Origin of the sequence: Streptomyces sp. M41(2017) (assembly GCF_002078175.1) — a bacterium.
GTDB lineage: Bacteria > Actinomycetota > Actinomycetes > Streptomycetales > Streptomycetaceae > Streptomyces.
Map to the genome: position 1 here is coordinate 3,957,134 of NZ_MWFK01000001.1, position 24,709 is coordinate 3,981,842.

Genomic DNA, 24,709 nt, shown 5'->3' on the forward strand with positions numbered 1-24,709 from the left:
TGACTGTCTTCTCCTTCGAGTACTGTCCTTCGGGGCGTGGAAAGAATGAGGGAAGCAGGAAGAGGGTCGGGCACGCTGTTGGGTGTCTGAAGGTACGGCCGATGGTTGGCTGCCTTCAGTGCCGGCCCCAGTGAACTCCGGTGGTAACCGGGGGTGATGGGTGGTTGGTCGTTGTTTGAGAACTGCACAGTGGACGCGAGCATCTGTGGCCAAGTTTTTAAGGGCGCACGGTGGATGCCTTGGCACCAGGAACCGATGAAGGACGTGGGAGGCCACGATAGTCCCCGGGGAGCCGTCAACCAGGCTTTGATCCGGGGGTTTCCGAATGGGGAAACCCGGCAGTCGTCATGGGCTGTCACCCACTGCTGAACACATAGGCAGTGTGGAGGGAACGCGGGGAAGTGAAACATCTCAGTACCCGCAGGAAGAGAAAACAACCGTGATTCCGGGAGTAGTGGCGAGCGAAACCGGATGAGGCCAAACCTTGTATGTGTGAGACCCGGCAGGGGTTGCATGCAGGGGGTTGTGGGATCTCTCTTTCACAGTCTGCCGGCTGTGAGGCGAGTCAGAAACCGTTGATGTAGGCGAAGGACATGCGAAAGGTCCGGCGTAGAGGGTAAGACCCCCGTAGTCGAAACATCAACGGCTCGTTTGAGAGACACCCAAGTAGCACGGGGCCCGAGAAATCCCGTGTGAATCTGGCGGGACCACCCGCTAAGCCTAAATATTCCCTGGTGACCGATAGCGGATAGTACCGTGAGGGAATGGTGAAAAGTACCGCGGGAGCGGAGTGAAATAGTACCTGAAACCGTGTGCCTACAAGCCGTGGGAGCGTCGGATATGTGCTTGCACATGTCTCGTGACTGCGTGCCTTTTGAAGAATGAGCCTGCGAGTTTGCGGTGCGTTGCGAGGTTAACCCGTGTGGGGAAGCCGTAGCGAAAGCGAGTCCGAATAGGGCGATTCAGTAGCGCGCTCAAGACCCGAAGCGGAGTGATCTAGCCATGGGCAGGTTGAAGCGGCTGTAAGAGGTCGTGGAGGACCGAACCCACCAGGGTTGAAAACCTGGGGGATGACCTGTGGTTAGGGGTGAAAGGCCAATCAAACTCCGTGATAGCTGGTTCTCCCCGAAATGCATTTAGGTGCAGCGTCGTGTGTTTCTTGCCGGAGGTAGAGCACTGGATAGGCGATGGGCCCTACCGGGTTACTGACCTTAGCCAAACTCCGAATGCCGGTAAGTGAGAGCGCGGCAGTGAGACTGTGGGGGATAAGCTCCATGGTCGAGAGGGAAACAGCCCAGAGCATCGACTAAGGCCCCTAAGCGTACGCTAAGTGGGAAAGGATGTGGAGTCGCACAGACAACCAGGAGGTTGGCTTAGAAGCAGCCACCCTTGAAAGAGTGCGTAATAGCTCACTGGTCTAGTGATTCCGCGCCGACAATGTAGCGGGGCTCAAGCGTACCGCCGAAGTCGTGTCATTGCAGCAATAGGGCCAACGCCTGCTGTGATGGGTAGGGGAGCGTCGTGTGCCGGGTGAAGCCGCGCCGGAAGGCAGTGGTGGACGGTTCACGAGTGAGAATGCAGGCATGAGTAGCGATACACACGTGAGAAACGTGTGCGCCGATTGACTAAGGGTTCCTGGGTCAAGCTGATCTGCCCAGGGTAAGTCGGGACCTAAGGCGAGGCCGACAGGCGTAGTCGATGGATAACCGGTTGATATTCCGGTACCCGCTGTGAAGCGTCAAACATCGAGCCCATTAATGCTAAGGCCGTGAAGCCGCCCTGATCTCTTCGGAGTTGAGGGGAGTGGTGGAGCCGCCGGCCCAAGGTGGTAGTAGGTGAGTGATGGGGTGACGCAGGAAGGTAGTCCATCCCGGGCGGTGGTTGTCCCGGGGTAAGGGTGTAGGACGTTGTCTAGGTAAATCCGGACAGCACATAGTCTGAGACCTGATGCCGAGCCGATTGTGGTGAAGTGGATGATCCTATGCTGTCGAGAAAAGCCTCTAGCGAGTTTCATGGCGGCCCGTACCCTAAACCGACTCAGGTGGTCAGGTAGAGAATACCGAGGCGTTCGGGTGAACTATGGTTAAGGAACTCGGCAAAATGCCCCCGTAACTTCGGGAGAAGGGGGGCCATCACTGGTGATCCGATTTACTCGGTGAGCTGGGGGTGGCCGCAGAGACCAGCGAGAAGCGACTGTTTACTAAAAACACAGGTCCGTGCGAAGCCGTAAGGCGATGTATACGGACTGACGCCTGCCCGGTGCTGGAACGTTAAGGGGACCGGTTAGTCACTCTTCGGGGTGGCGAAGCTGAGAACTTAAGCGCCAGTAAACGGCGGTGGTAACTATAACCATCCTAAGGTAGCGAAATTCCTTGTCGGGTAAGTTCCGACCTGCACGAATGGCGTAACGACTTCTCGACTGTCTCAACCATAGGCCCGGTGAAATTGCACTACGAGTAAAGATGCTCGTTTCGCGCAGCAGGACGGAAAGACCCCGGGACCTTTACTACAGTTTGATATTGGTGTTCGGTTCGGCTTGTGTAGGATAGCTGGGAGACTTTGAAGTCATGGCGCCAGCCATGGTGGAGTCGTCGTTGAAATACCAGTCTGGTCGTGCTGGATGTCTAACCTGGGTCCGTGATCCGGATCAGGGACAGTGTCTGATGGGTAGTTTAACTGGGGCGGTTGCCTCCTAAAGAGTAACGGAGGCGCCCAAAGGTTCCCTCAGCCTGGTTGGTAATCAGGTGTTGAGTGTAAGTGCACAAGGGAGCTTGACTGTGAGACCGACGGGTCGAGCAGGGACGAAAGTCGGGACTAGTGATCCGGCGGTGGCTTGTGGAAGCGCCGTCGCTCAACGGATAAAAGGTACCCCGGGGATAACAGGCTGATCTTCCCCAAGAGTCCATATCGACGGGATGGTTTGGCACCTCGATGTCGGCTCGTCGCATCCTGGGGCTGGAGTCGGTCCCAAGGGTTGGGCTGTTCGCCCATTAAAGCGGTACGCGAGCTGGGTTTAGAACGTCGTGAGACAGTTCGGTCCCTATCCGCTGTGCGCGTAGGAATATTGAGAAGGGCTGTCCCTAGTACGAGAGGACCGGGACGGACGAACCTCTGGTGTGCCAGTTGTCCTGCCAAGGGCATGGCTGGTTGGCTACGTTCGGGAGGGATAACCGCTGAAAGCATCTAAGCGGGAAGCCTGCTTCGAGATGAGTATTCCCACCCCCTTGAGGGGTTAAGGCTCCCAGTAGACGACTGGGTTGATAGGCCAGATCTGGAAGGCGGGTAACCGCTGGAGGTGACTGGTACTAATAGGCCGAGGGCTTGTCCTCAGTTGCTCGCGTCCACTGTGTTGGTTCTGAAACCACGAACAACCGTCGTAGCTATGCCACGGCTCCGGTTGACAGTTTCATAGTGTTTCGGTGGTCATAGCGTGAGGGAAACGCCCGGTTACATTCCGAACCCGGAAGCTAAGCCTCACAGCGCCGATGGTACTGCAGGGGGGACCCTGTGGGAGAGTAGGACGCCGCCGAACTCATATTGAAGAGCTGGTCCCCGAACTTCGGTTCGGGGACCAGCTCTTTTTTGTTTTGCGTCACTTGGAGTTCACGTTGCGCGACCACGATTCCAGGCATGGGTACTGCTGCAATGCTCAGCGCCGCGGGCGTCGGAGCCGGTGACGAGGTCATCGTCCCGGCCTTCGGGAACGTGGAGGTCGCCGAGGCCGTGCACGAGGCCGGCGCCACCGTCGTCTTCGCCGACATAGACCCGGCGACGTACTGCCTCGATCCCCTCGCCGTCGACGCCGTCACAACGGCGAGGTCCGCGGCCGTCGTGGTCGTCCACCGGTTCGGCCGGACCGCCGACCTGCCGCGGCTGCACGAACTCGGCCGCCGGCACGGGCTGTTGGTGTTGGAACAGGGAGAATCCGCGTCGCCGTACGACGAGATCGCGCAGCGCCGGGAGCGGGCCGCCTACCTCGACGGCCGGCTCAGCGGAGTGCGGACGCCGGACGGCGGAGACGGACACACGTACCAGCAGTACGTGGTGCGGGTGCCCGGCAACGGGCGGCCCGACCGGGACGCCTTCGCACGAGCCGCGCGGGCCAAGGGGGTTGAGTGCCGGGTTCCGGTCAAGACGCCCGTGCACCGCATGCCCGGGTTCCGTCGGGACGTGCACCTTCCCGAGACCGAGCGGGCGGCGGACGAGACCCTTTCGCTGCCGGTGGAGGGGGCGTTGACCAAGCGGGAGATGCAGCGGATCGTCTCCGCGTGCAACGCGCTCGGGGGACTCCTCCAGCCCGCTTTCTGATCTCCATACCGGTGGTTGGGAACACCGTTGTGTTCGGGGTATGATCTATCTCGTTGCCGCGAGGGAAACCTCGCAGAGGCGGCAGGCCCCCCTAGCTCAGTCGGTAGAGCGTCTCCATGGTAAGGAGAAGGTCAACGGTTCGATTCCGTTGGGGGGCTCCAGCAGAAAAGGCCTCCGCCCTTGTGGGCGGGGGCCTTTCGCATGTCCGGAGTCTTTCGCATGTCCGGGGCCGACCGGAGGTCCGGCCGGCCCCGTCGACCACTAGTCGTTCTGCAGGCCCGGGACACGCATCGCGAGAATCGCCATGTCGTCCGACGGGGCGTCAGAGGCGAAGCGTTCCACCGCCCGCATGATGCGGGCCGCGACCGCTCCCGCCGTCAGACCCGTGCAGGTGGTGAGGACGTCCGCGAGACCGTCGTCACCGAGCATGCGCGTGCCTTCGCGGCGCTCCGTGACACCGTCCGTGACGCAGAGCAGGACATCGCCCGGATCGAGGGTGACCGTCTGCTCGTAGAGCTCCAGGTCCTCCATCACGCCGAGGAGCGGCTGGGGTTCGGCGGCCGGTTCGACCGTGCCGTCCTGGCGCAGACGCAGCGGGAGCGGGTGTCCGGCGCAGACCACCTTCAGGACGGCGCTGCCGTCCTCCTGGGGCCACAGCTCCCCGTACAGGAGGGTCAGGAAGCGGCTGCGGGCTCCCTCGTCGAGGATCGCGGAGTTCAGGCGCTCCAGGACGGCCGGGCCGCCGTAGCCCTCACGGGCCAGCAGGCGCAGGGCGTGCCGGGCGAGGCCGGTGACCGCCGCCGCCTCCGGGCCCGTCCCGCAGACGTCGCCGATGGCGAAGCCGTACGCGCCGTCGCGGATGGGGAAGAGGTCGTAGAAGTCGCCGCCGACTTCGTTGCCCTCTCCGGCCGCGCGGTAGATGACCTCGACCTCGACGTTCTCGATGTGAGGGAGCTCCGGGGGCAGGAGGCTGCGCTGGAGGGACTGGCTGATGGCCGTGCGCTCCGAGTACAGGCGGGCGTTGTCCAGGGCGAGGGCGGCCCGGCGGGAGAGGTCCTCGGCCAGTTCCAGGATCTCCTGGCGGAAGTGCTCGTCCGAGGGCTTGCCGAGGGTCAGCATGCCGATCACGCGGTTGCGGGCCACCAGGGGGAGGACGACGGTCTCGCCGCCGACCGCGGCGGCCGTGGCGAGCGTGGTGCCGATACCGGTGGTCGCCGAGGCGGTCTCGCCGAGGCCCAGGCTGCGCATGGAGGTGCGCAGGGCCGCCTCGTGGGCCGCCGCGGCGGGTGCCGACCAGACACGCGCGCCCGGGGTGGGCACCGGGTCCGGCGGAGAGATCTTCGACAGCAGCGCCTTGAGGCCGTCGATGCGTTCCTCGTCCTCGTGCAGCACGTACGAGAGGTAGGGCTCCGAGGACTGGTCGGCGATCGTGTAGACCGCGCACCAGGTGGCGAGGGTCGGGACGGTCATCTGGGCCATCAGGGCCAGCGTCTGGTCGCGGTCCAGGGTGCCGGCGAGGAGGTCGGAGGCCTCGACGAGGAACGACAGGGAGCCGCGGCGCAGGCGCTCCAGCTCGCCGAGCCGGGCGGACTCCACGGCGAGGGCGATGCGGTCGGCGGCGAACTGGAGGCGCAGTGCCTCCTCGTTGGAGTAGCGGCCCGGGGCTTCGGCGGCGACGCCGAGGGAACCGGTGAGGCGGCCCTCGACCTTCAGCGGGACCGTGACGACCGAGCGCATGCCGGTGCCGCCGAGGAGCGGGACGGCGCCGGGGACGACGGTCAGGTCCTCGTGGACGGCGGGCATCCTGGCCGAGCCGTAGCGTCCGGGGCCGGCTTCGACGGGGACGCGGGCGAAGCGCTGGCGGGCGGAGGGCAGGCCCGTCGAGGCGCGCACCTCCAACTCCGTCTCGTCGTCGGTCGCGAGGAGCAGGAACGCGGAGTCGGCGTCGAGCATGTCGCGGGCGCGCTCCACCGTGCGCTGGAGGAGTCCGTCGAGGTCGTCCGGGGCGGGCGAGCCGATGAAGATCTCGAACGGGTCCGTGGTCTGGCCCTCGGCGGTGGTGCCCGAGTCCGCCGCGGCGAGGCGCAACGGGGTCTGCAGGACGGCACGTTCGTGGTCGCGGACGAGGAGACAGACCGTCGACGGTTCTCCGCTCGTGTCCCGGACCCGAAGGTGCGAGGCGTAGACGGGGGTGACCCGGCCGTCGGCGCAGCGGATGCCGTAGCTGCCTTCCCAGCGGGAGAGTTGGAGGGCTTCGACGATGCCGGTGCTGGTGCCGGGGGTGTGCGGCCAGGCGGCGAGGTCGGTGAGCGGTTTGCCGGTGACCTGCTCGGCCGCGTACCCGAAGAGTTCCTCGGCGTCCTCGTTCCAGGCGTTGATGGCGCCGGTGCGGTCGATCTGGACGACCGCGACGCGGACGCGGCCGTCGGCGAGGGGGAGGAGGTGCGCGGGCAGGGAGGGGCCGGCGGCGCGGGTGCCGACCGCGCGCTCGGGGAGTTCGAGCTGGAACCAGACCTGCTTGTGGGTGGGCGTGTACTCGACACCCCAGCGGCCGGCGAGGGCGGCGCAGAGCTGGAGCCCGCGACCCCCCTCGCGGTCGGGGCTGCCCATGTTGATGGCGGCTCCCTGGAGTGGGATCTCGCGTTCGGGGTAGTGATCCGCCACCTCGATGCGCACGCCGTCGTCGCTGCGCAGACACAGAACGTCGGCGGAGGTGCCCGCGTGCACGACGGCGTTGGTGACCAGTTCGCTGGTCAGGACGACGGCGTCGTCCACGATGTCGGCGAAGCCCCAGCCCTGGAGGGTGTCGCGGACGAAGGAGCGGGCGGTCGCGACGGAGCGTCCCACCGGCTCGAAACTGGCGGCCGCGCGCGCGGTGATCACAGAACTCCTCTTCCGGTTGTCGGCGTGCACGGCTGCGTGGCCGCCCCGCTCCTGCGTGGGAAGAGCGTGGTTCCCCGTCGGCCGGGGATCCTGAGGGGCTTCCTCTGGATGCAGTCCGGTGGTCATGGTGCGGTGCCCCTCCGATGCCTGCCCGCTCGTGCTCGTGCCACCGCCCAGGCCGGACAGGTCCGGCATGGCTGGACAGCCGCATGCAAGGTTACTTACCTTCGCCGTCCATGCGGATGCCGGTCGCCAGTGTTTCCGTCCGGAAGGGCCGGGAGTTTCCGTTCCGCCGCGTGCCTGTGGTCGTCCGCGACCGGGGCCGGCTCCCGTTCCGCGGGGGCGCGGACAAGGCCCGATCGTGTGCGGACGATGTGCGAAGCTGCCGAACTGTTATGGCCTGGTTCAGCCGGGGTGAAACACTGGGCAGGCTCCATGGAGAAGGTCCGGGCACGCCGAGTGCCTCCTTCGCACGCCGAGCAGCAGTACCCGAGTACGCCGAGCAGTAATGGTCGACCCTTGCGGGAGGGACACAGTGGAGTCTGGCGCAGCGACGCGGGGCGGTAGGACGCGCGCGAAAGGCGGACAGTCCCTGAACAGCGGGCGTGCGTCGCGGGGAGGCACCACCGAGGTGGACACGGCGGCCCTCAACCGCATGCTGGCCGCCCTGGTGTCGATGCGGGACGGGAACTTCCGCAAGCGGCTCACGGTCTCCGGCGACGGGGTGATGTCCGAGATCGCCGCGGTGTTCAACGAGGTCGCCGACCGCAATCTGCACCTGACCGGCGAGCTGTCGCGAGTACGGCGGGTGGTGGGCCGTGAGGGAAAGCTCACGGAGCGGCTGGAGACGGGGGTCAGCGAGGGCTCCTGGGCGGCCGCGATCGACGCGTCGAACGCGCTGGTCGACGATCTCGTACGACCGGTCTCCGAGGTCGGCCGCGTCCTGTCCGCGGTCGCGGAGGGCGATCTGTCGCCGCGGATGGATCTGCGCGCGCAGGCGGCGGACGGGAACGGGCATCCGCTGCGCGGGGAGTTCCTGAAGGTCGGGCGGACGGTCAACAACCTGGTCGACCAGTTGTCGACGTTCACCGACGAGGTCACGCGGGTGGCCAGCGAGGTGGGTACGGAGGGCAAGCTGGGCGGGCAGGCCCGGGTGCGCGGGATGTCGGGTTCGTGGAAGGACCTGACGGACTCGGTCAACACGATGGCGTACCGGCTGACCGCGCAGGTGCGGGACATCGCGCTGGTGACCACGGCGGTCGCCAAGGGTGACCTGTCGCGCAAGGTCACGGTCCACGTGTCCGGCGAGATGCTGGAGCTGAAGAACACCGTCAACACGATGGTCGACCAGCTCTCGTCGTTCTCCTCCGAGGTGACACGGGTCGCCCGTGAGGTGGGCACCGAGGGCGAGCTGGGCGGTCAGGCGCAGGTGCCCGGGGTGGCCGGAGTCTGGAAGGACCTCACCGACTCGGTGAACCTGATGGCCGGCAACCTGACGGCCCAGGTGCGCGGGATCGCGCAGGTGACGACGGCGGTCGCGAGCGGTGACCTGTCGCAGAAGGTGACGGTCTCGGCGCGGGGCGAGGTCGCGCAGCTCGCCGAGACGATCAACCAGATGACCGAGACGCTGCGGACGTTCGCCGACGAGGTCACTCGCGTGGCCAACGAGGTCGGAGCCGGGGGACAGCTCGGCGGCCAGGCGAACGTGCCGGGCGCCGCGGGCACGTGGAAGGACCTGACGGACTCGGTCAACACGGTCTTCCGGAACCTGACGACGCAGGTGCGTGACATCGCCGCGGTGACGACGGCGGTGGCCAACGGCGACCTGTCGCAGAAGGTCACCGTGGACGTGGCCGGCGAGATGCTGGAGCTGAAGAACACCGTCAACACGATGGTCGACCAGCTGTCGTCGTTCGGTGTCGAGGTCACGCGGGTGGCGCGCGAGGTCGGCGTCGAGGGCGAGCTGGGCGGCCAGGCGCAGGTGCCGGGTGTGGCGGGGACGTGGAAGGACCTGACGGACTCGGTCAACACGGCGTTCCAGAACCTGACCGGTCAGGTGCGCAACATCGCGCAGGTGACGACGGCGGTCGCGAACGGTGACCTGTCGCAGAAGGTCACCGTGGACGTGTCCGGCGAGATGCTGGAGCTGAAGAACACCGTCAACACGATGGTCGACCAGCTCTCCAGCTTCGCGGACCAGGTGACGCGGATGGCCCGGGACGTGGGCACCGAGGGCCGGCTGGGCGGTCAGGCCCGGGTGGACGGCGTGTCCGGTACGTGGAAGGAACTCACCGACTCCGTCAACTTCATGGCGGGGAACCTGACTTCACAGGTGCGGCAGATCGCACAGGTGACCACGGCGGTGGCCCGGGGCGACCTCTCGCAGAAGATCGACGTGGACGCGCGCGGCGAGATCCTGGAGCTGAAGAACACCATCAACACGATGGTCGACCAGCTCTCCGCGTTCGCCGACCAGGTGACGCGGGTGGCGCGCGAGGTGGGTACGGAGGGCCGGCTGGGCGGTCAGGCGCAGGTGCCCGGCGTCGCCGGTGTCTGGCGTGACCTGACCGACTCGGTGAACGGCATGGCCGGCAACCTCACCGCCCAGGTGCGCAACATCGCGCAGGTGGCGACGGCGGTGGCCCGGGGTGACCTGTCGCAGAAGATCGACGTGGACGCGCGCGGCGAGATCCTGGAGCTGAAGAACACCCTCAACACGATGGTGGACCAGCTCTCGAACTTCGCCGAGCAGGTGACGCGGGTGGCCCGCGAGGTGGGCACCGAGGGCATGCTGGGCGGGCAGGCCGAGGTCCAGGGTGTCTCCGGCACCTGGAAGGACCTCACCCAGTCCGTGAACTTCATGGCCAACAACCTGACCATCCAGGTGCGCAACATCGCCGAGGTCACCACCGCGGTCGCGAAGGGCGACCTGTCGAAGAAGATCACCGTCGACGCGAAGGGCGAGATCCTCGAACTGGTCACGACCGTCAACACGATGGTCGACCAGCTGTCGAACTTCGCCGAGCAGGTGACGCGGGTGGCCCGCGAGGTGGGCACGGACGGCAACCTGGGCGGTCAGGCGCGGGTGCCGGGTGTCACCGGCATCTGGAAGGACCTCAGCGACAACGTCAACGTGATGGCCAACAACCTGACCAACCAGGTGCGGAACATCTCCCAGGTCGCGACGGCGGTGGCCAACGGCGACCTCACCAAGAAGGTCACGGTCGAGGCGAGCGGTGAGGTCGCGCAGCTCGCCGACACCGTCAACACCATGGTGAAGACGCTGAGTTCGTTCGCCGACCAGGTGACCCGGGTGGCCCGCGAGGTGGGCACGGACGGCATCCTCGGCGGGCAGGCGCGCGTACCGGGCGTGTCGGGCACGTGGAAGGACCTCACCGAGTCGGTGAACGGGATGGCGTCCAACCTGACCGGCCAGGTGCGCAACATCGCGATGGTCACGACGGCCATCGCGAAGGGCGACCTGACCAAGAAGATCGACATCGACGCGCGCGGCGAGATCCTGGAGCTGAAGACCACCATCAACACGATGGTCGACCAGCTGTCGTCCTTCGCCGAGGAGGTCACCCGAGTGGCCCGCGAGGTGGGCACCGAGGGGCAGCTGGGCGGCCAGGCACGGGTGCGTGACGTGGACGGCACCTGGCGCGACCTCACCGAGTCGGTGAACGAGATGGCCGGGAACCTGACCCGGCAGGTGCGCGCCATCGCGCGCGTGGCGACCGCGGTGACCCGCGGTGACCTGAACCTGAAGATCGACGTGGACGCGTCCGGCGAGATCCAGGAACTGCAGGACTACATCAACAAGATGATCGCCAACCTGCGCGACACCACGATCGCGAACAAGGAGCAGGACTGGCTGAAGGGCAACCTCGCCCGCATCTCCGCCCTGATGCAGGGCCGCCGCGACCTCGACGACGTGGCCTCGCTGATCATGAGCGAGCTGACGCCGGTCGTCTCGGCCCAGCACGGCGCGTTCTTCCTGTCCATGCCGCTGGTCGACGGCAAGGACGCGGGCGCCGAGAACGAGGAGGCGTACGAGCTGCGCATGCTCGGGTCGTACGGCTACTCGATGGGCTCCATGCCGACGTCGTTCCGGCCCGGTGAGGCGTTGATCGGGACGGCCGCGCAGGAGAAGCGCACGATCCTCGTGGAGAACGCGCCGAGCGGCTACCTGAAGATCTCGTCCGGGCTCGGTGAGGCGCCCCCGGCGCAGGTCATCGTGCTTCCGGTGCTGTTCGAGGGGACGGTGCTCGGTGTCATCGAACTGGCGTCGTTCACGCCGTTCACGCAGATCCAGAAGGACTTCCTGAACCAGATCGCCGAGATGATCGCGACGAGCGTCAACACCATCTCCGTGAACACCAAGACGGAGGTGCTGCTCCGGCAGTCGCAGGAGCTGACCGAGCAACTGCGCGAGCGCTCGGCGGAGTTGGAGAACCGGCAGAAGGCGCTCCAGGACTCGAACGCGGAGCTGGAGGACAAGGCCGAACTGCTGGCCCAGCAGAACCGCGACATCGAGGTGAAGAACACCGAGATCGAGGAGGCCCGCCAGGTCCTGGAGGAGCGTGCCGAGCAGCTCGCCGTCTCCATGCGCTACAAGAGCGAGTTCCTGGCGAACATGTCGCACGAGCTGCGGACGCCGCTCAACTCGCTGCTGATCCTCGCCAAGTTGCTCGCCGACAACGCGGACACGAACCTGACGCCCAAGCAGGTCGAGTTCGCCGAGACGATCCACGGCGCGGGCTCGGACCTGCTCCAGCTGATCAACGACATCCTCGACCTGTCCAAGGTCGAGGCGGGCAAGATGGACGTGTCGCCGACCCGGATCGCGCTCGTCCAGCTCGTCGACTACGTGGAGGCCACCTTCCGCCCGCTGACGGCGGAGAAGGGCCTCGACTTCTCGGTCCGGGTCTCGCCCGAGCTGCCCGCCACGCTGCACACGGACGAACAGCGCCTGCTCCAGGTGCTGCGCAACCTGCTGTCCAACGCGGTGAAGTTCACCGACTCCGGGGCGGTCGAGCTGGTGATCCGGCCGGCCGGCGCGGACGTGCCGGTGGCCATCCGGGAGCAGCTCCTGGAGTCGGGTTCGCTGCGGGACGCGGACGGCGACCTCATCGCGTTCTCCGTGACCGACACCGGTATCGGGATCGCCGCGAGCAAGATGCGGGTGATCTTCGAGGCCTTCAAGCAGGCGGACGGCACGACGAGCCGCAAGTACGGCGGCACGGGCCTCGGGCTCTCCATCTCCCGGGAGATCGCGCGGCTGCTGGGCGGCGAGATCCACGCGCAGAGCGAGCCGGGACGCGGCTCCACCTTCACGCTGTACCTGCCGCTGCACCCGAGCGAACTGCCGCCGCAGGGCTACGGGCAGCTGGCGCCGGCGATGGAGGCGGGGGAGCTGCTCGCCTCCGAGGCGGAGCTGGCGGGGTCGGGCGTCGAGATGACGGCCGAGGTGAAGTCGTACCAGGAGACCCAGAACGGACCCGCCGCGCTGTTCAGGAGGCGCCGCAGGGCGCTTCCCGCGGCCGAGGAGCACGGCGCCGCCCCCGGGCAGCCCGAGAGCGGTGCGGGAGGCTCTCAGGAGCAGTGGGCGATCCCGGAGACGGGATCGCAGCCGCGCCGGGGCATCCGCTTCGAGGGGGAGAAGGTCCTCATCGTCGACGACGACATCCGCAACGTGTTCGCGCTGACGAGCGTCCTGGAGCAGCACGGTCTGTCGGTGCTGTACGCGGAGAACGGCCGTGAGGGCATCGAGGTCCTGGAGCAGCACGACGACGTGACGGTCGTTCTGATGGACATCATGATGCCGGAGATGGACGGGTATGCGACGACCACGGCGATCCGCAGGATGCCGCAGTTCGCGGGACTGCCGATCATCGCGCTGACGGCGAAGGCGATGAAGGGCGACCGGGAGAAGGCGATCGAGTCGGGGGCCTCCGACTACGTGACCAAGCCGGTCGATCCCGATCACCTGCTCTCCGTGATGGAGCAGTGGATGCGCGAGGGGTGACAGCGGGGTGAGATGGGCGACACCGGGCGGGGGCGCGAGCCGTCCCCCGGTGACGCGGTGTCGACGGGCCGTCGACCGTGCGGCACGGTCGCGGCAGGGGCCCGACCTCGTACGACAGGTCGTACAACGGACTGGGCCCGAGGCCGTGTAGAAGCACGGGAAACGGGGAACCTTCTGGTCTCCCGCGACGTTTCTGCTACGTGCACAGTGACATCACGGTGACAGGGTGTGGCGACAGGCGGGGTGCGGCTACCATGACCGGCACAAGGACGGACGACGTAAGGGAGTCGTCCTCTGGGGCGGCCCCCGGTGGTACCCCAAGTCCTGCGGACAGGGGAGGCCCCATGCCGGGGCGAGGAGGGCGGGCCATGGTGCAGAAGGCCAAGATCCTCCTGGTCGATGACCGGCCGGAGAATCTGCTGGCGCTGGAGGCGATCCTCTCCGCGCTCGATCAGACACTGGTGCGGGCATCGTCCGGGGAGGAAGCGCTCAAGGCGCTGCTCACGGACGACTTCGCGGTCATCCTGCTGGACGTCCAGATGCCGGGCATGGACGGTTTCGAGACCGCCGCGCACATCAAGCGGCGTGAGCGGACCCGGGACATCCCGATCATCTTCCTCACCGCCATCAACCACGGCCCCCACCACACCTTCCGGGGGTACGCGGCCGGCGCTGTGGACTACATCTCCAAACCGTTCGACCCGTGGGTGCTGCGCGCGAAGGTCTCGGTCTTCGTCGAGCTGTACATGAAGAACTGCCAACTCCGGGAGCAGGCGGCCCTGCTGCGGCTCCAGCTGGAGGGTGGCGGCGGCAAGGCGACGCTCGGCGACACCAAGGAGCCCGCCGGGCTTCTCGCCGAACTGTCCGCGCGGCTCGCGGCCGTTGAGGAGCAGGCGGAGGCCCTGTCCAAGCAGTTGGACGACGACTCCGCGGACGCGGCGGCGGTCGCGACCGCCGCCCACCTCGAACGCAAGCTGACCGGACTCCGCAGAGCGCTGGACGCCCTGGAGCCGGGCACCGGGAGCGCACCGCCGCTGCCGTCGCAGAGCTGAACCGACGTCGGCGGAAACGTTGTCGACCTCGGCGCGGCCGACCCGGAAACCGGATGAGGACGCGTCAGTTCCGGTCCCCGGCAAGGGCGACACGAACGGGTGAAGCCGTGGGCACACGTGTCCCCTGTCGTCTCCACCGGTAACCTCACACACATGGCCTCACGTCAGTCCGCAGCCAAGAAGCCGCCCGCGAAGAAGGCGGCCGCTCCGACGAAGGCTCCGGCGAAGAAGGCCCCCGCGAAAAAGGCAGCCGCCAAGAAGGCGCCTGCCAGAAGGACCGCGGCCAAGAGGCCCGCTCCCGCGCCGGTGCCCAGCCCGACCGCGGGCGTGTACCGACTGGTGCGCGCCCTGTGGCTGGGTGTCGCCCATGCCGTCGGAGCGACCTTCCGCGGCATAGGGCGGGGTGCCAAGGGCCTCGACCCGGCCCACCGCAAGGACGGGGTCGCGCTCCTGCTGCTCGGCATCGCCCTGATCGTCGCGGCGGGAACCTGGTCCAACCTGCGTGGCCCGGTCGGCGACCTCGTCGAGATGCTCGTCACCGGTGCCTTCGGACGCCTCGACCTGCTCGTGCCGATATTCCTCGGCGTCATCGCGGCCCGGCTCATCCGCCACCCCGAGCAGCCCGAGGCCAACGGACGCATCGTCATCGGTCTGTCCGCGCTCGCGATCGGTGTGCTCGGACAGGTCCACATCGCGTGCGGGTCGCCCGCGCGCAGCGACGGCATGCAGGCGATAAGGGACGCCGGCGGACTCATCGGCTGGGGTGCCTCCACCCCGCTCACGTACACGATGGGCGACGTCCTCGCCGTGCCGCTCCTCGTGCTGCTCACGATCTTCGGGCTGCTGGTTGTCACGGCCACCCCGGTCAACGCGATCCCGCAGCGGCTGCGACTGCTCGGCCAGAAGCTCGGCATCGTCCAGGCCGACTTCGACGAGGACGCGTTCGGCGACGACGACGAGCGCTACGACGAGCAGTGGCGCGAGGCGACCCCGGGGCGTTCCCGCCGACGCCCGCAGGCTCCCGACGCGTACGACCCCGACAACGCCGAGCAGGACGCGCTCACCAAGCGGCGGAGCCGGCCCCGGCGGCCCGGCGGGCAGCAGCCCGACATGAACCGGCCGATGGACGCCGTGGACGTCGCCGCGGCGGCCGCCGCCGCGCTCGACGGCGCCGTGCTGCACGGGATGCCGCCCTCGCCGCTGGTCGCCGACCTGACGCAGGGCGTCAGCGTGGAGCGCGACGGCTACGAGGAGACCACGCCGGTGCCCGCCGCCCGGGCCAAGGGCCCGGTGCCGGGGGCCAAGCGGCCGAAGCAGGAGGCCCTGCCCTCCGAAGGGGTCGTGCCCGACCTCACCAAGGCGGCGCCGGACGCACCCCGCGACCTGCCTCCGCGCGCGGAGCAGCTCCAGCTCTCCGGGGACATCACGTACTCGCTGCCCTCGCTCGACCTCCTGGAGCGCGGCGGCCCGGGCAAGACACGCAGCGCCGCCAACGACGCGGTGGTCGCCTCCCTGCAGAACGTCTTCCGGGAGTTCAAGGTCGACGCGGCCGTCACCGGCTTCACGCGCGGTCCGACGGTCACGCGCTACGAGGTCGAGCTCGGCCCCGCCGTGAAGGTCGAGCGCATCACCGCACTGACCAAGAACATCGCGTACGCGGTCGCCAGCCCCGACGTGCGGATCATCAGCCCGATCCCCGGCAAGTCCGCGGTCGGCATCGAGATCCCCAACACCGACCGCGAGATGGTCAACCTCGGCGACGTGCTGCGACTCGCGGACGCCGCCGAGGACGACCACCCGATGCTCGTCGCGCTCGGCAAGGACGTCGAGGGCGGCTACGTGATGGCCAACCTCGCGAAGATGCCGCACGTGCTGGTCGCCGGCGCCACCGGCTCCGGCAAGTCCTCGTGCATCAACTGCCTGATCACCTCGGTCATGGTCCGCGCGACCCCCGAGGACGTGCGGATGGTCCTGGTCGACCCCAAGCGCGTCGAGCTGACCGCCTACGAGGGCATCCCGCACCTGATCACGCCGATCATCACCAACCCGAAGCGGGCCGCCGAGGCGCTCCAGTGGGTCGTCCGCGAGATGGACCTGCGCTACGACGACCTCGCCGCGTTCGGGTACCGGCACATCGACGACTTCAACGCGGCCATCCGCAGCGGCAAGGTCAAGCTGCCTGAGGGCAGCGAGCGCGAGCTGACCCCGTACCCGTACCTCCTGGTGATCGTCGACGAGCTCGCCGACCTGATGATGGTCGCCCCGCGTGACGTCGAGGACGCGATCGTGCGCATCACCCAGCTCGCGCGCGCCGCCGGCATCCACCTGGTGCTCGCCACGCAGCGCCCCTCGGTGGACGTCGTCACCGGTCTGATCAAGGCGAACGTGCCGTCCCGGCTCGCCTTCGCCACGTCCTCGCTCGCCGACTCGCGCGTCATCCTCGACCAGCCCGGCGCCGAGAAGCTCATCGGCAAGGGCGACGGGCTCTTCCTGCCGATGGGGGCCAACAAGCCCACGCGTATGCAGGGCGCCTTCGTCACGGAGGACGAGGTCGCCGCGGTCGTGCAGCACTGCAAGGACCAGATGGCGCCCGTCTTCCGGGACGACGTCACCGTGGGCACCAAGCAGAAGAAGGAGATCGACGAGGACATCGGCGACGACCTCGACCTGCTGTGCGCGGCGGCCGAGCTGGTCGTCACCTCGCAGTTCGGGTCCACCTCGATGCTCCAGCGCAAGCTGCGGGTCGGCTTCGCCAAGGCGGGCCGTCTGATGGACCTGATGGAGTCGCGCGGCATCGTCGGACCGAGCGAGGGATCCAAGGCCCGCGACGTGCTCGTGAAGGCGGACGAGCTCGACGGAGTGTTGGCCGTGATTCGCGGGGAAGCAGAAGCGTAGGCACTTCGGCGGAGGAAGACGGGACAGCCGGTCGGGTCAGGATGGACGCACGGCGGGACGTCCGAAGGTGGGGCGTTCGCCGCGCGGGTGGCGGAACGACACGTTCAGCCCCAGTCTGATATTCGAACGTGACTCACCCGTAAGGGATCGACGGGCAACCGTTTCCCTTCGTCGCACGTCAAGTTGAGCGAAGGGACGCGAACTGTCCCGGCGTCAGGATGACCGGCCATTCTGATGGCGTACAAAGTCCCACCGCCCGGTTGCCCCACCCTTTCGTACCCCCCCTAGACTGAACCTCCAGCACAGGTGGCTACACGCTCGAAAGGCGCCCCCGTGTCCATCGGCAACTCCCCTGACGGCAACACCCCCGAAGACGAGCGTCCGTTCGAAGACGACAGTGCGGTCGAGCGGATCTCGGTCGGCCGTGCCCTCCAGCAGGCGCGCATCGACGCCGGCCTGACCGTCGACGACGTCAGCAACGCCACCCGCGTCCGCATCACGATCATCCACGCCATCGAACAGGACGACTTCACCCCGTGCGGCGGCGACGTCTACGCCCGCGGCCACATCCGGACGCTGGCTCGCGCCGTCCAGCTCGATCCGGCACCCCTCCTCGCCCAGTACGACGCCGACCACGGCGGACGTCCCGCGCCGACGCCCGCCGCCCCGCTCTTCGAGGCGGAACGCATCCGTCCCGAGCGGCGCGGACCGAACTGGACGGCCGCGATGGTCGCCGCGATCGTCGCGGTGATCGGCTTCGTCGGGTTCACCGTCGTCAAGGGGGGCGACAGCGGCGACGACTCGAAGACCCAGGTCGCCGAGGGCTCGACGCCCACCGCCAGCAAGGCGGCCTCGCCCACGGCGAACGCCAGCAAGCCCGCCGACCCGAAGCCGGACCCGTCCGACAGCGCCATCGCGGCCGCCCCGGCGGACAAGGTGACCGTACGGGTCAGTGCCCCGGACGGACGCAGCTGGATCTCCGCCAAGGACCACAACGGCCGGATGCTCTTCGACGGCCTGCTGAACCAGGGCGAGTCCAAGACCTTCCAGGACAGCTCCAAGATCAACCTGATCCTCGGTGACGCCGGAGCCATCCAGCTCTACGTCAACGGCAAGAAGATCGAGGACGACTTCCGGCCGGGCGCGGTCGAGCGTCTGACCTACACGAAGGGCGACCCGCAGGTCGGCTGAGACCGGCGGAGACAAGCAGTCCACGGGGTTGGCCAAGATCGGCCAACCCCGTCGACGTGGGGTGTCGGAGAGACAAAGTAGTCTTGAGCCCATGCCTGAACGCCGTACCGTCGCACTCGTCACCCTTGGCTGCGCCCGTAACGAGGTGGACTCGGAGGAGCTCGCAGGCCGCTTGGAGGCGGACGGCTGGCACCTCGTGGAGGACGCCGAGCAAGCGGACGTCGCCGTCGTCAACACCTGTGGCTTCGTCGAAGCCGCCAAAAAGGACTCCGTCGACGCCCTGCTCGAAGCCAACGACCTCAAGGGGCACGGCAGAACCCAGGCCGTCGTGGCGGTGGGCTGCATGGCCGAGCGGTACGGCAAGGAACTCGCCGAAGCCCTCCCCGAGGCCGACGGCGTGCTCGGATTCGACGACTACGCCGACATCTCCGACCGCCTGCAGACCATCCTGAACGGCGGCATCCACGCCTCCCACACCCCGCGCGACCGCCGCAAGCTGCTGCCGATCAGCCCCGCCGAGCGGCAGACCGCGGGCGAGGAAGTAGCCCTTCCCGGCCACGGCGCCCCCACCGACCTGCCCGAGGGTGTCGCCCCGGTCTCCGGTCCCCGCGCGCCCCTGCGCCGCAGGCTGGGCGGTTCCCCTGTCGCCTCGGTGAAGCTCGCCTCCGGCTGCGACCGCCGCTGCACGTTCTGCGCGATCCCGTCCTTCCGCGGCTCGTTCATCTCGCGCCGCCCCAGCGACGTCCTGAACGAGGCCCGCTGGCTCGCCGAGCAGGGCGTGAAGGAGATCATGCTGGTCTCCGAGAACAACACCTCGTACGGCAAGGACCTCGGTGACATCCGTCTCCTGGAGACGATGCTGCCCGAGCTGGCCGAGATCGACGGCATCGAGCGGGTGCGGGTCAGCTACCTCCAGCCGGCCGAGATGCGCCCCGGCCTGATCGACGTCCTCACGTCGACGGAGAACGTCGCGCCCTACTTCGACCTGTCCTTCCAGCACTCCGCGCCCGACGTGCTGCGCTCCATGCGCCGCTTCGGCGACACCGACCGGTTCCTCGAACTGCTCGACACCATCCGGGCCAAGGCCCCGCAGGCCGGCGTGCGCTCGAACTTCATCGTCGGGTTCCCCGGCGAGAGCGAGGCCGACCTCGCCGAGCTGGAGCGTTTCCTCACGGGTGCCCGCCTCGACGCGATCGGCGTCTTCGGCTACTCCGACGAGGACGGCACCGAGGCGGCGACCTTCGAGAACAAGCTGGACGAGGACGTCGTCGCCGAGCGCCTCGCGCGCGTGTCCCGCCTCGCCGAGGAACTGGTCGCCCAGCGCGCCGAGGAGCGCGTCGGCGAGACGGTCCACGTCCTGGTCGAGTCGGTCGACGGCGAGGACGGAGCGTACGGCCGCGCCGCGCACCAGGCGCCCGAGACGGACGGACAGGTGCTGTTCACGAGCGGCGCGGGTCTGACCGTCGGCCGTATCGTCGAGGCCAAGGTGGTCGGTACGGAAGGTGTCGACCTGGTGGCCGAGCCGCTGATCGGCGCGCTCGCGTGTACGGAGACTGAGGAGGCGGCCAGATGACCGGAGTCCCGGCATCCGCGGCGGGCGGCTCCCCCAGCGCCAAAGGCGCGACGAGCGCCCCCGACGCGTCCGGTGCTCCGGGCGACGGCAAGCAGGTACGCGGCGGGAAGCTGCCCGCCGCGGCCGTCGACCAGGCCAGCCTGTGGAACATCGCCAACATCCTGACCATGATCCGGCTCGTCCTCGTGCCCGGCTTCGTGGCCCTGATGCTGGCCGACGGCGGCTACGACCCCGCCATGCGCGCCTGGGCCTGGGCGGCGTTCGCCGTCGCCATGATCACCGACATCTTCGACGGCCACCTTGCACGCACCTACAACCTGGTCACCGACTTCGGGAAGATCGCCGACCCCATCGCCGACAAGGCGATCATGGGCGCGGCGCTCATCTGCCTGTCCGGCCTCGGCGATCTGCCCTGGTGGGTGACCGTCGTCATCCTCGGCCGTGAGCTGGGCGTCACCCTGCTGCGCTTCGTCGTCATCCGTTACGGGGTCATCCCGGCGAGCCGTGGCGGCAAGCTGAAGACGCTGGCCCAGGGCACGGCGGTCGGGATGTACATCCTGGCGCTGACGGGGGCGCTGGCCACCCTGAGGTTCTGGGTGATGGCCGTGGCCGTCGTCCTGACCGTGGTCACCGGACTCGACTATGTGAGACAGGCCATCGTGCTGCGCCGGCAGGGAATCGCCGCGCGCCGGGCAGCAGCCGAGGAGGCCGCACGGTGACGTCCGCGGCCACCGAGGTGGTGCGACTACTCACGGTGAGGGGCGAGACCCTCGCCGTCGCCGAGTCGCTCACCGGTGGCCTGGTGGCCGCCGAGCTCACGGCGGTGCCGGGCGCCTCGAAGGCGTTCCGGGGCTCCGTGACCGCGTACGCCACCCCGCTCAAGCACCAGCTGCTGGGTGTCGACGCCACTCTGCTGGCCCAGCGCGGGGCGGTGGATCCGCAGGTCGCGGCCCAGATGGCGGCCGGAGTGCGCACGGCGCTCGGTGCGGACTGGGGGATCGCGACCACCGGCGTCGCCGGTCCGGATCCCCAGGACGGCCAGCCGGTCGGCACGGTGTACGTGGCCGTCGCGGGACCCTCCCGCGGGACATTTCCTGCCCCTGGCGGCGGGAAAGTGGCGCCACTGCGGTTGAACGGTGGCCGTGCGGAAATCCGTATGGAGAGTGTACGCAGCGTGCTCGCCCTGCTCCTGAAGGAGCTGGCGGGCGAACAGACCGGGAATGAGCGGGCACAGGATACGGAACAGAACGGGGGGTTTTGATGTTTGCAGCCCTGAGTGAACACGACATCGCTCCCCGCACGGCCGCGGCGCAAGGCGGTACGGTGGGGCGTGAAGGATGCGGCTACGCGGTCCGAGGAGGGAGCCACCGATGATTCTGCTCCGTCGCCTGCTTGGTGACGTGCTGCGTCGGCAGCGCCAGCGCCAGGGCCGTACTCTGCGCGAAGTCTCCTCGTCCGCCCGAGTTTCACTCGGCTATCTCTCCGAGGTGGAGCGGGGGCAGAAGGAGGCATCCTCCGAGCTGCTCTCCGCGATCTGCGACGCGCTGGACGTACGGATGTCCGAGCTCATGCGGGAAGTGAGCGACGAGCTCGCTCTCGCCGAGCTGGCCCAGTCGGCTGCGGCCACCGAACCGGTGCCCGCACCGGTGCGTCGCCCGATGCTCAATTCCGTATCGGTGGCCGGTGTCCCACCGGAACGGGTCACCATCAAGGCGCCTGCCGAGGCGGTCGACGTCGTCGCCGCCTGACGTTCACGGACTCACACCCTGAGCCGATCACGCACAGGGAAAGCCCCGGCCGGGGCGACCTCCAGGGAGACCTTGAGGGGCCTGGCCGGGGCTTTCGCGTTGTCCGGAAGCGGGTAGGGGAGAGCGGTATGGGTCCATTTGCCGGTATCCGGCCCGCCCTTCATGGTGGAGGGACGGGGCGAGGCCGACCGCCGGACCCGTCGTGAATCGGAGGTTGTGGATGTACGTCGTGAAGAGCCCCCTGTCCGACGCGGACCTGAAGACCGTCGCCGAGGCCTTGCAGGGCGCCCTGGTCGACCTGGTGGACCTCTCCCTCGTCGCGAAGCAGGTGCACTGGAACGTCGTGGGGCCCCGTTTCCGCTCCGTCCACCTGCAACTCGACGAGGTCGTGGACACCGCGCGCCTGCACTCCGACACCGTCGCCGAGCGCGCCGCGACGCTGGGCGTCCCGCCCGACGGACGCGCCGCGACGGTGGCGACCAGCAGCGGCATCGGCGTGACCCCCGACGGCTGGATCAAGGACGAGGACGCGGTGGCGGCCCTCGTCGACGCGCTCGGCGCCGTGATCACCCGGATGCGGGAACGCGTGGACTCCACCGGTGAGCCGGACCCGGTGAGCCAGGACATCTTCATCGGCATCACGGCCGACCTGGAGAAGCATCACTGGATGTTCCAGGCGGAGAACGGCTGAGGCTTGTCGGCCGACCGGGCCGACCGACGGACCGGTGCTTCGCCGCCGACCGTCCCCGTCGGCCGCCGATGAGATCACTCGTGACGCGTGTGTGGAATCGATGGCCCGGAGCCGGGCCGGAGGAGGGCGCCATGGCGGGGCGAATAGTGCGCCGGGGGGCCGCTCTGGTGCTGGGCGTGCTGTGGTGGTGCAGCGTGCTCCGGCTCGCTCTCGCACCCGACGCGGGGGTGCTCGAAGGGACGATAGCCGCGGGCGGGTGGGGGCTGAGCCTGCTCCCGGTGCACTGTGTGCCGAAGTCGCGCGCGGCCGGCGCCGTGGGTTCCGACCGGTGGTGGGCGTACTGGCGGGAGGCCTGGCGCCGCCGCGGGAGCGGCGAGGGGAACGGGCCGGCTCCGGGGGTGGGCTAGGCGGAGGCCGGGCCGCTGAGGGTGCCGTGGCCGGTCGCGCCGTTCCCCGCGCTCCTTTGGCGGGTCGTCCGGGTTGGCGGCTTCGGCGCCGAGGGCGGGGTGGGGGCCTTGGCTGTTTGTCCGGGGGCCAAGCGCTGTGCCTCGTCGCGCCGCTCTCCGGGCACCTCGACCCGAGCCCTGTCTCGTGGCTCCGGCTCCGTGGGACAGGGGTGCGGCCCGTGGCCGTTGTTCGGGTGCCGGGGTGATGGGGGTGCCGTGCTACCAGGGCATCGCGACGCCGCCGTTGGGGCGCAGGATCTGGCCTGTGGTGAACCCCGAGGCCTCCGAGGCCAGGTGCAGCACGGCGTGGGCGATGTCCTCGGGTTCTCCGACGCGGCCCAGCGGTGAGAGGCGGGCCATGAACGCCTCGGTGTGGGCCTGCTTCTCGCCGTGGTGGTCGGTCATGGGCGTGCGGACCCAGCCGGGCGCGACCGCGTTGACGCGGATCCCGTGCGGACCGACCTCCGTGGCGAGCGTCTTCGTCAACTGGACGACGGCCGCCTTCGAGACGCTGTAGCAGAACAGGCCCGGGCCGCCGGTGTCGATTGCGCCCGACGCCATCGTGACGATGCTGCCCCGGACCCTCTGGGCGATCATGGCCCGCGCGGCCTCCTGGCAGGCGTGGAGCACCCCTCTGAAATTGACGCTCAGCACCCGGTCGAGGTCCTCGTCCGCCGTCTCCAGGACGGGGCTGCTGTGCATGATCCCGGCGACCGCGGCCATGATGTCGACGCGGTCGCACGAAGCGACGGCCTGCTGGACCTGGGCGCGGTCGGCGACGTCGATGTGGTGGGTGTGGGCCGTTCCGCCCTGGTCCTTGACCAGGGTCGCCGTCTCGTGCAGGCCCTGGGCGTCCCGGTCCGCGCAATGGACGGTGGCGCCCGCCTCCGCGAGCAGAAGCGCCGACGCGCGGCCGATACCGCTCGCCGCGCCGGTGACGAAGGCGGTGCGTCCGGTGAGGTCGTACGCGACGAGGGTCATGAAGCGACGGTACGAGCGTTTCTGACGGTCCGTCAATTAGTTGTTCGGTGTTGATGTACGGCTCGCCGGCCGCCCGGCGGCGTGGGGCCCGCCTGGCAGTGGGGGCACCAGTACGTGGGGCGTTCGCGGGATCCGTCGCCCTGGTCGGCGACGCGGATCGGTGTTCCGCAGCGCAGGCAGGGCCGCGGGGCGCGCCCGTACACGTAGAGGTGCTGGTCGCTGCGGCCCGTGGTGATGCGGGCCGGGCGGTCGCGGTTGAACTCCAGCAGCTTCTTCGCCAGGTCGGGCAGCTGGGCGGCCAGGCCCGAGGGCAGGGCGCCGACCGGGAGCCAGGGGGTGACGCCGAGGAGGAAGCACAGCTCGCTCTTGTAGACGTTGCCGATCCCGGCGAGATTCCGCTGGTCGAGGAGGGCTTCGCCGAGGGCGCGGTCCGGGTCGCGCAGCAGGTTCTGCAGGGCCTTGTCCGGATCCCAGTCCGGGCCCAGGAGGTCGGGGCCGAGGTGTCCGACCGCGCGGTCCTCGTCCGTGGTCCGGAGCAGTTCGAGGACGGGGAGGCGGTACCCGACCGCGGTGCGGTCCGCCGTGCCGAGGATGGCGCGGATCTGGTGGGCGGGTCCCCCGCTCCAGCGCCGGCCCGGCTCGAACACCTTCCAGGAGCCGTCCATCCGCAGATGAGAGTGCAGTGTGAGGTCGCCCTCGATGCGGGTGAGCAGGTGCTTGCCGCGCGGAGTGACGTCGAGGACGGTGCGACCGGTGAGGTCCGCCGTGGCGAACTGCGGCACGCGGAGGTCGGAGCGGGTCAGTACCTTGCCCGCGAGGGCCTCATGCAGCCGCTTCGCGGCGTGCCAGACGGTGTCTCCTTCAGGCATGGGTCCAGGGTGGCACGGGTGGGGAGCGGGTGCCCCGGCGCGCG

At 68.5% G+C, this 24,709-nt stretch carries 14 protein-coding genes, 1 tRNA gene and 2 rRNA genes; 14 read left to right on the forward strand and 3 right to left on the reverse strand.

Translation table 11 applies throughout. From position 1 onward, the window contains the following. Nucleotides 1-207 precede the first annotated feature (207 nt). The 4 genes from B0675_RS17475 (at nt 208) to B0675_RS17490 (ending at nt 4,469) form a co-directional block, all read left to right on the forward strand. A 23S ribosomal RNA gene (locus B0675_RS17475) occupies nt 208-3,329 on the forward strand. A gap of 86 nt (nt 3,330-3,415) precedes the next feature. Continuing rightward, a 5S ribosomal RNA gene (gene rrf / locus B0675_RS17480) occupies nt 3,416-3,532 on the forward strand. Between the two features lie 113 nt (nt 3,533-3,645). Next, nucleotides 3,646-4,308 (forward strand): DegT/DnrJ/EryC1/StrS family aminotransferase, encoded by a 663-nt coding sequence (locus tag B0675_RS17485; RefSeq protein ID WP_081219745.1) that lies wholly within the window; start codon nt 3,646-3,648, stop codon nt 4,306-4,308. 85 nt (nt 4,309-4,393) lie between these two features. Further along, nucleotides 4,394-4,469, forward strand: a tRNA-Thr gene (locus B0675_RS17490). A 100-nt stretch (nt 4,470-4,569) separates the two neighbouring features. On the opposite strand, the gene B0675_RS17495 is transcribed toward B0675_RS17490, so the two are convergent. Then, nucleotides 4,570-7,317, reverse strand: coding sequence for a SpoIIE family protein phosphatase (locus B0675_RS17495; RefSeq protein ID WP_081221845.1), 2,748 nt, complete (start codon nt 7,315-7,317; stop codon nt 4,570-4,572). A gap of 409 nt (nt 7,318-7,726) precedes the next feature. Here B0675_RS17495 and B0675_RS17505 point away from each other — a divergent pair, with 409 nt between their 5' ends. The 10 genes from B0675_RS17505 (at nt 7,727) to B0675_RS17550 (ending at nt 22,776) form a co-directional block, all read left to right on the forward strand. Further along, nucleotides 7,727-13,219: a HAMP domain-containing protein gene (locus B0675_RS17505; protein WP_107482652.1), complete on the forward strand. Its 5,493-nt coding sequence runs from the start codon at nt 7,727-7,729 to the stop codon at nt 13,217-13,219. Nucleotides 13,220-13,587: 368 nt separating this feature from the next. Next, complete coding sequence (locus tag B0675_RS17510; protein WP_081219747.1) at nt 13,588-14,271, forward strand: response regulator; 684 nt, start codon at nt 13,588-13,590, stop codon at nt 14,269-14,271. Nucleotides 14,272-14,424: 153 nt separating this feature from the next. Next, a complete protein-coding gene (locus B0675_RS17515; RefSeq protein ID WP_241539806.1) occupies nt 14,425-17,166 on the forward strand; it encodes a DNA translocase FtsK in 2,742 nt (913 codons plus the stop codon). Between the two features lie 333 nt (nt 17,167-17,499). Continuing rightward, nucleotides 17,500-18,357 (forward strand): helix-turn-helix domain-containing protein, encoded by an 858-nt coding sequence (locus B0675_RS17520; RefSeq protein WP_081219749.1) that lies wholly within the window; start codon nt 17,500-17,502, stop codon nt 18,355-18,357. A gap of 91 nt (nt 18,358-18,448) precedes the next feature. Further along, nucleotides 18,449-19,930, forward strand: coding sequence for a 30S ribosomal protein S12 methylthiotransferase RimO (rimO, locus tag B0675_RS17525; RefSeq protein ID WP_081219750.1), 1,482 nt, complete (start codon nt 18,449-18,451; stop codon nt 19,928-19,930). Further along, nucleotides 19,927-20,649, forward strand: coding sequence for a CDP-diacylglycerol--glycerol-3-phosphate 3-phosphatidyltransferase (pgsA, locus tag B0675_RS17530; protein WP_081219751.1), 723 nt, complete (start codon nt 19,927-19,929; stop codon nt 20,647-20,649). The genes rimO and pgsA overlap by 4 nt, the downstream gene beginning before the upstream one ends. Next, entirely contained in the window at nt 20,646-21,191 is a 546-nt protein-coding gene (locus B0675_RS17535) for a CinA family protein (protein ID WP_081219752.1), read from the forward strand. The genes pgsA and B0675_RS17535 overlap by 4 nt, the downstream gene beginning before the upstream one ends. 109 nt (nt 21,192-21,300) lie before the next feature. Further along, entirely contained in the window at nt 21,301-21,678 is a 378-nt protein-coding gene (locus B0675_RS17540; protein WP_005481441.1) for a helix-turn-helix transcriptional regulator, read from the forward strand. Between the two features lie 220 nt (nt 21,679-21,898). Then, nucleotides 21,899-22,369, forward strand: a complete 471-nt coding sequence (locus tag B0675_RS17545) for a DNA starvation/stationary phase protection protein (protein WP_081219753.1) — start codon at nt 21,899-21,901, stop codon at nt 22,367-22,369. A 131-nt stretch (nt 22,370-22,500) separates the two neighbouring features. After that, the gene (locus B0675_RS17550) at nt 22,501-22,776 is read left to right on the forward strand and encodes a hypothetical protein (RefSeq protein ID WP_081219754.1); all 276 of its coding nucleotides are present in this window, start codon (nt 22,501-22,503) and stop codon (nt 22,774-22,776) included. A 258-nt stretch (nt 22,777-23,034) separates the two neighbouring features. Here the strand turns inward: B0675_RS17550 and B0675_RS17555 are convergent, their stop codons facing one another. Continuing rightward, nucleotides 23,035-23,796 carry an SDR family NAD(P)-dependent oxidoreductase gene (locus tag B0675_RS17555; RefSeq protein ID WP_081219755.1) on the reverse strand — a complete coding sequence of 254 codons (762 nt, stop codon included), beginning with the start codon at nt 23,794-23,796 and terminating at the stop codon, nt 23,035-23,037. Nucleotides 23,797-23,828: 32 nt separating this feature from the next. Next, on the reverse strand, nt 23,829-24,665 hold the full coding sequence (locus B0675_RS17560) for a DNA-formamidopyrimidine glycosylase family protein (RefSeq protein WP_081219756.1): 837 nt from the start codon (nt 24,663-24,665) through the stop codon (nt 23,829-23,831). Nucleotides 24,666-24,709: the final 44 nt, after the last annotated feature.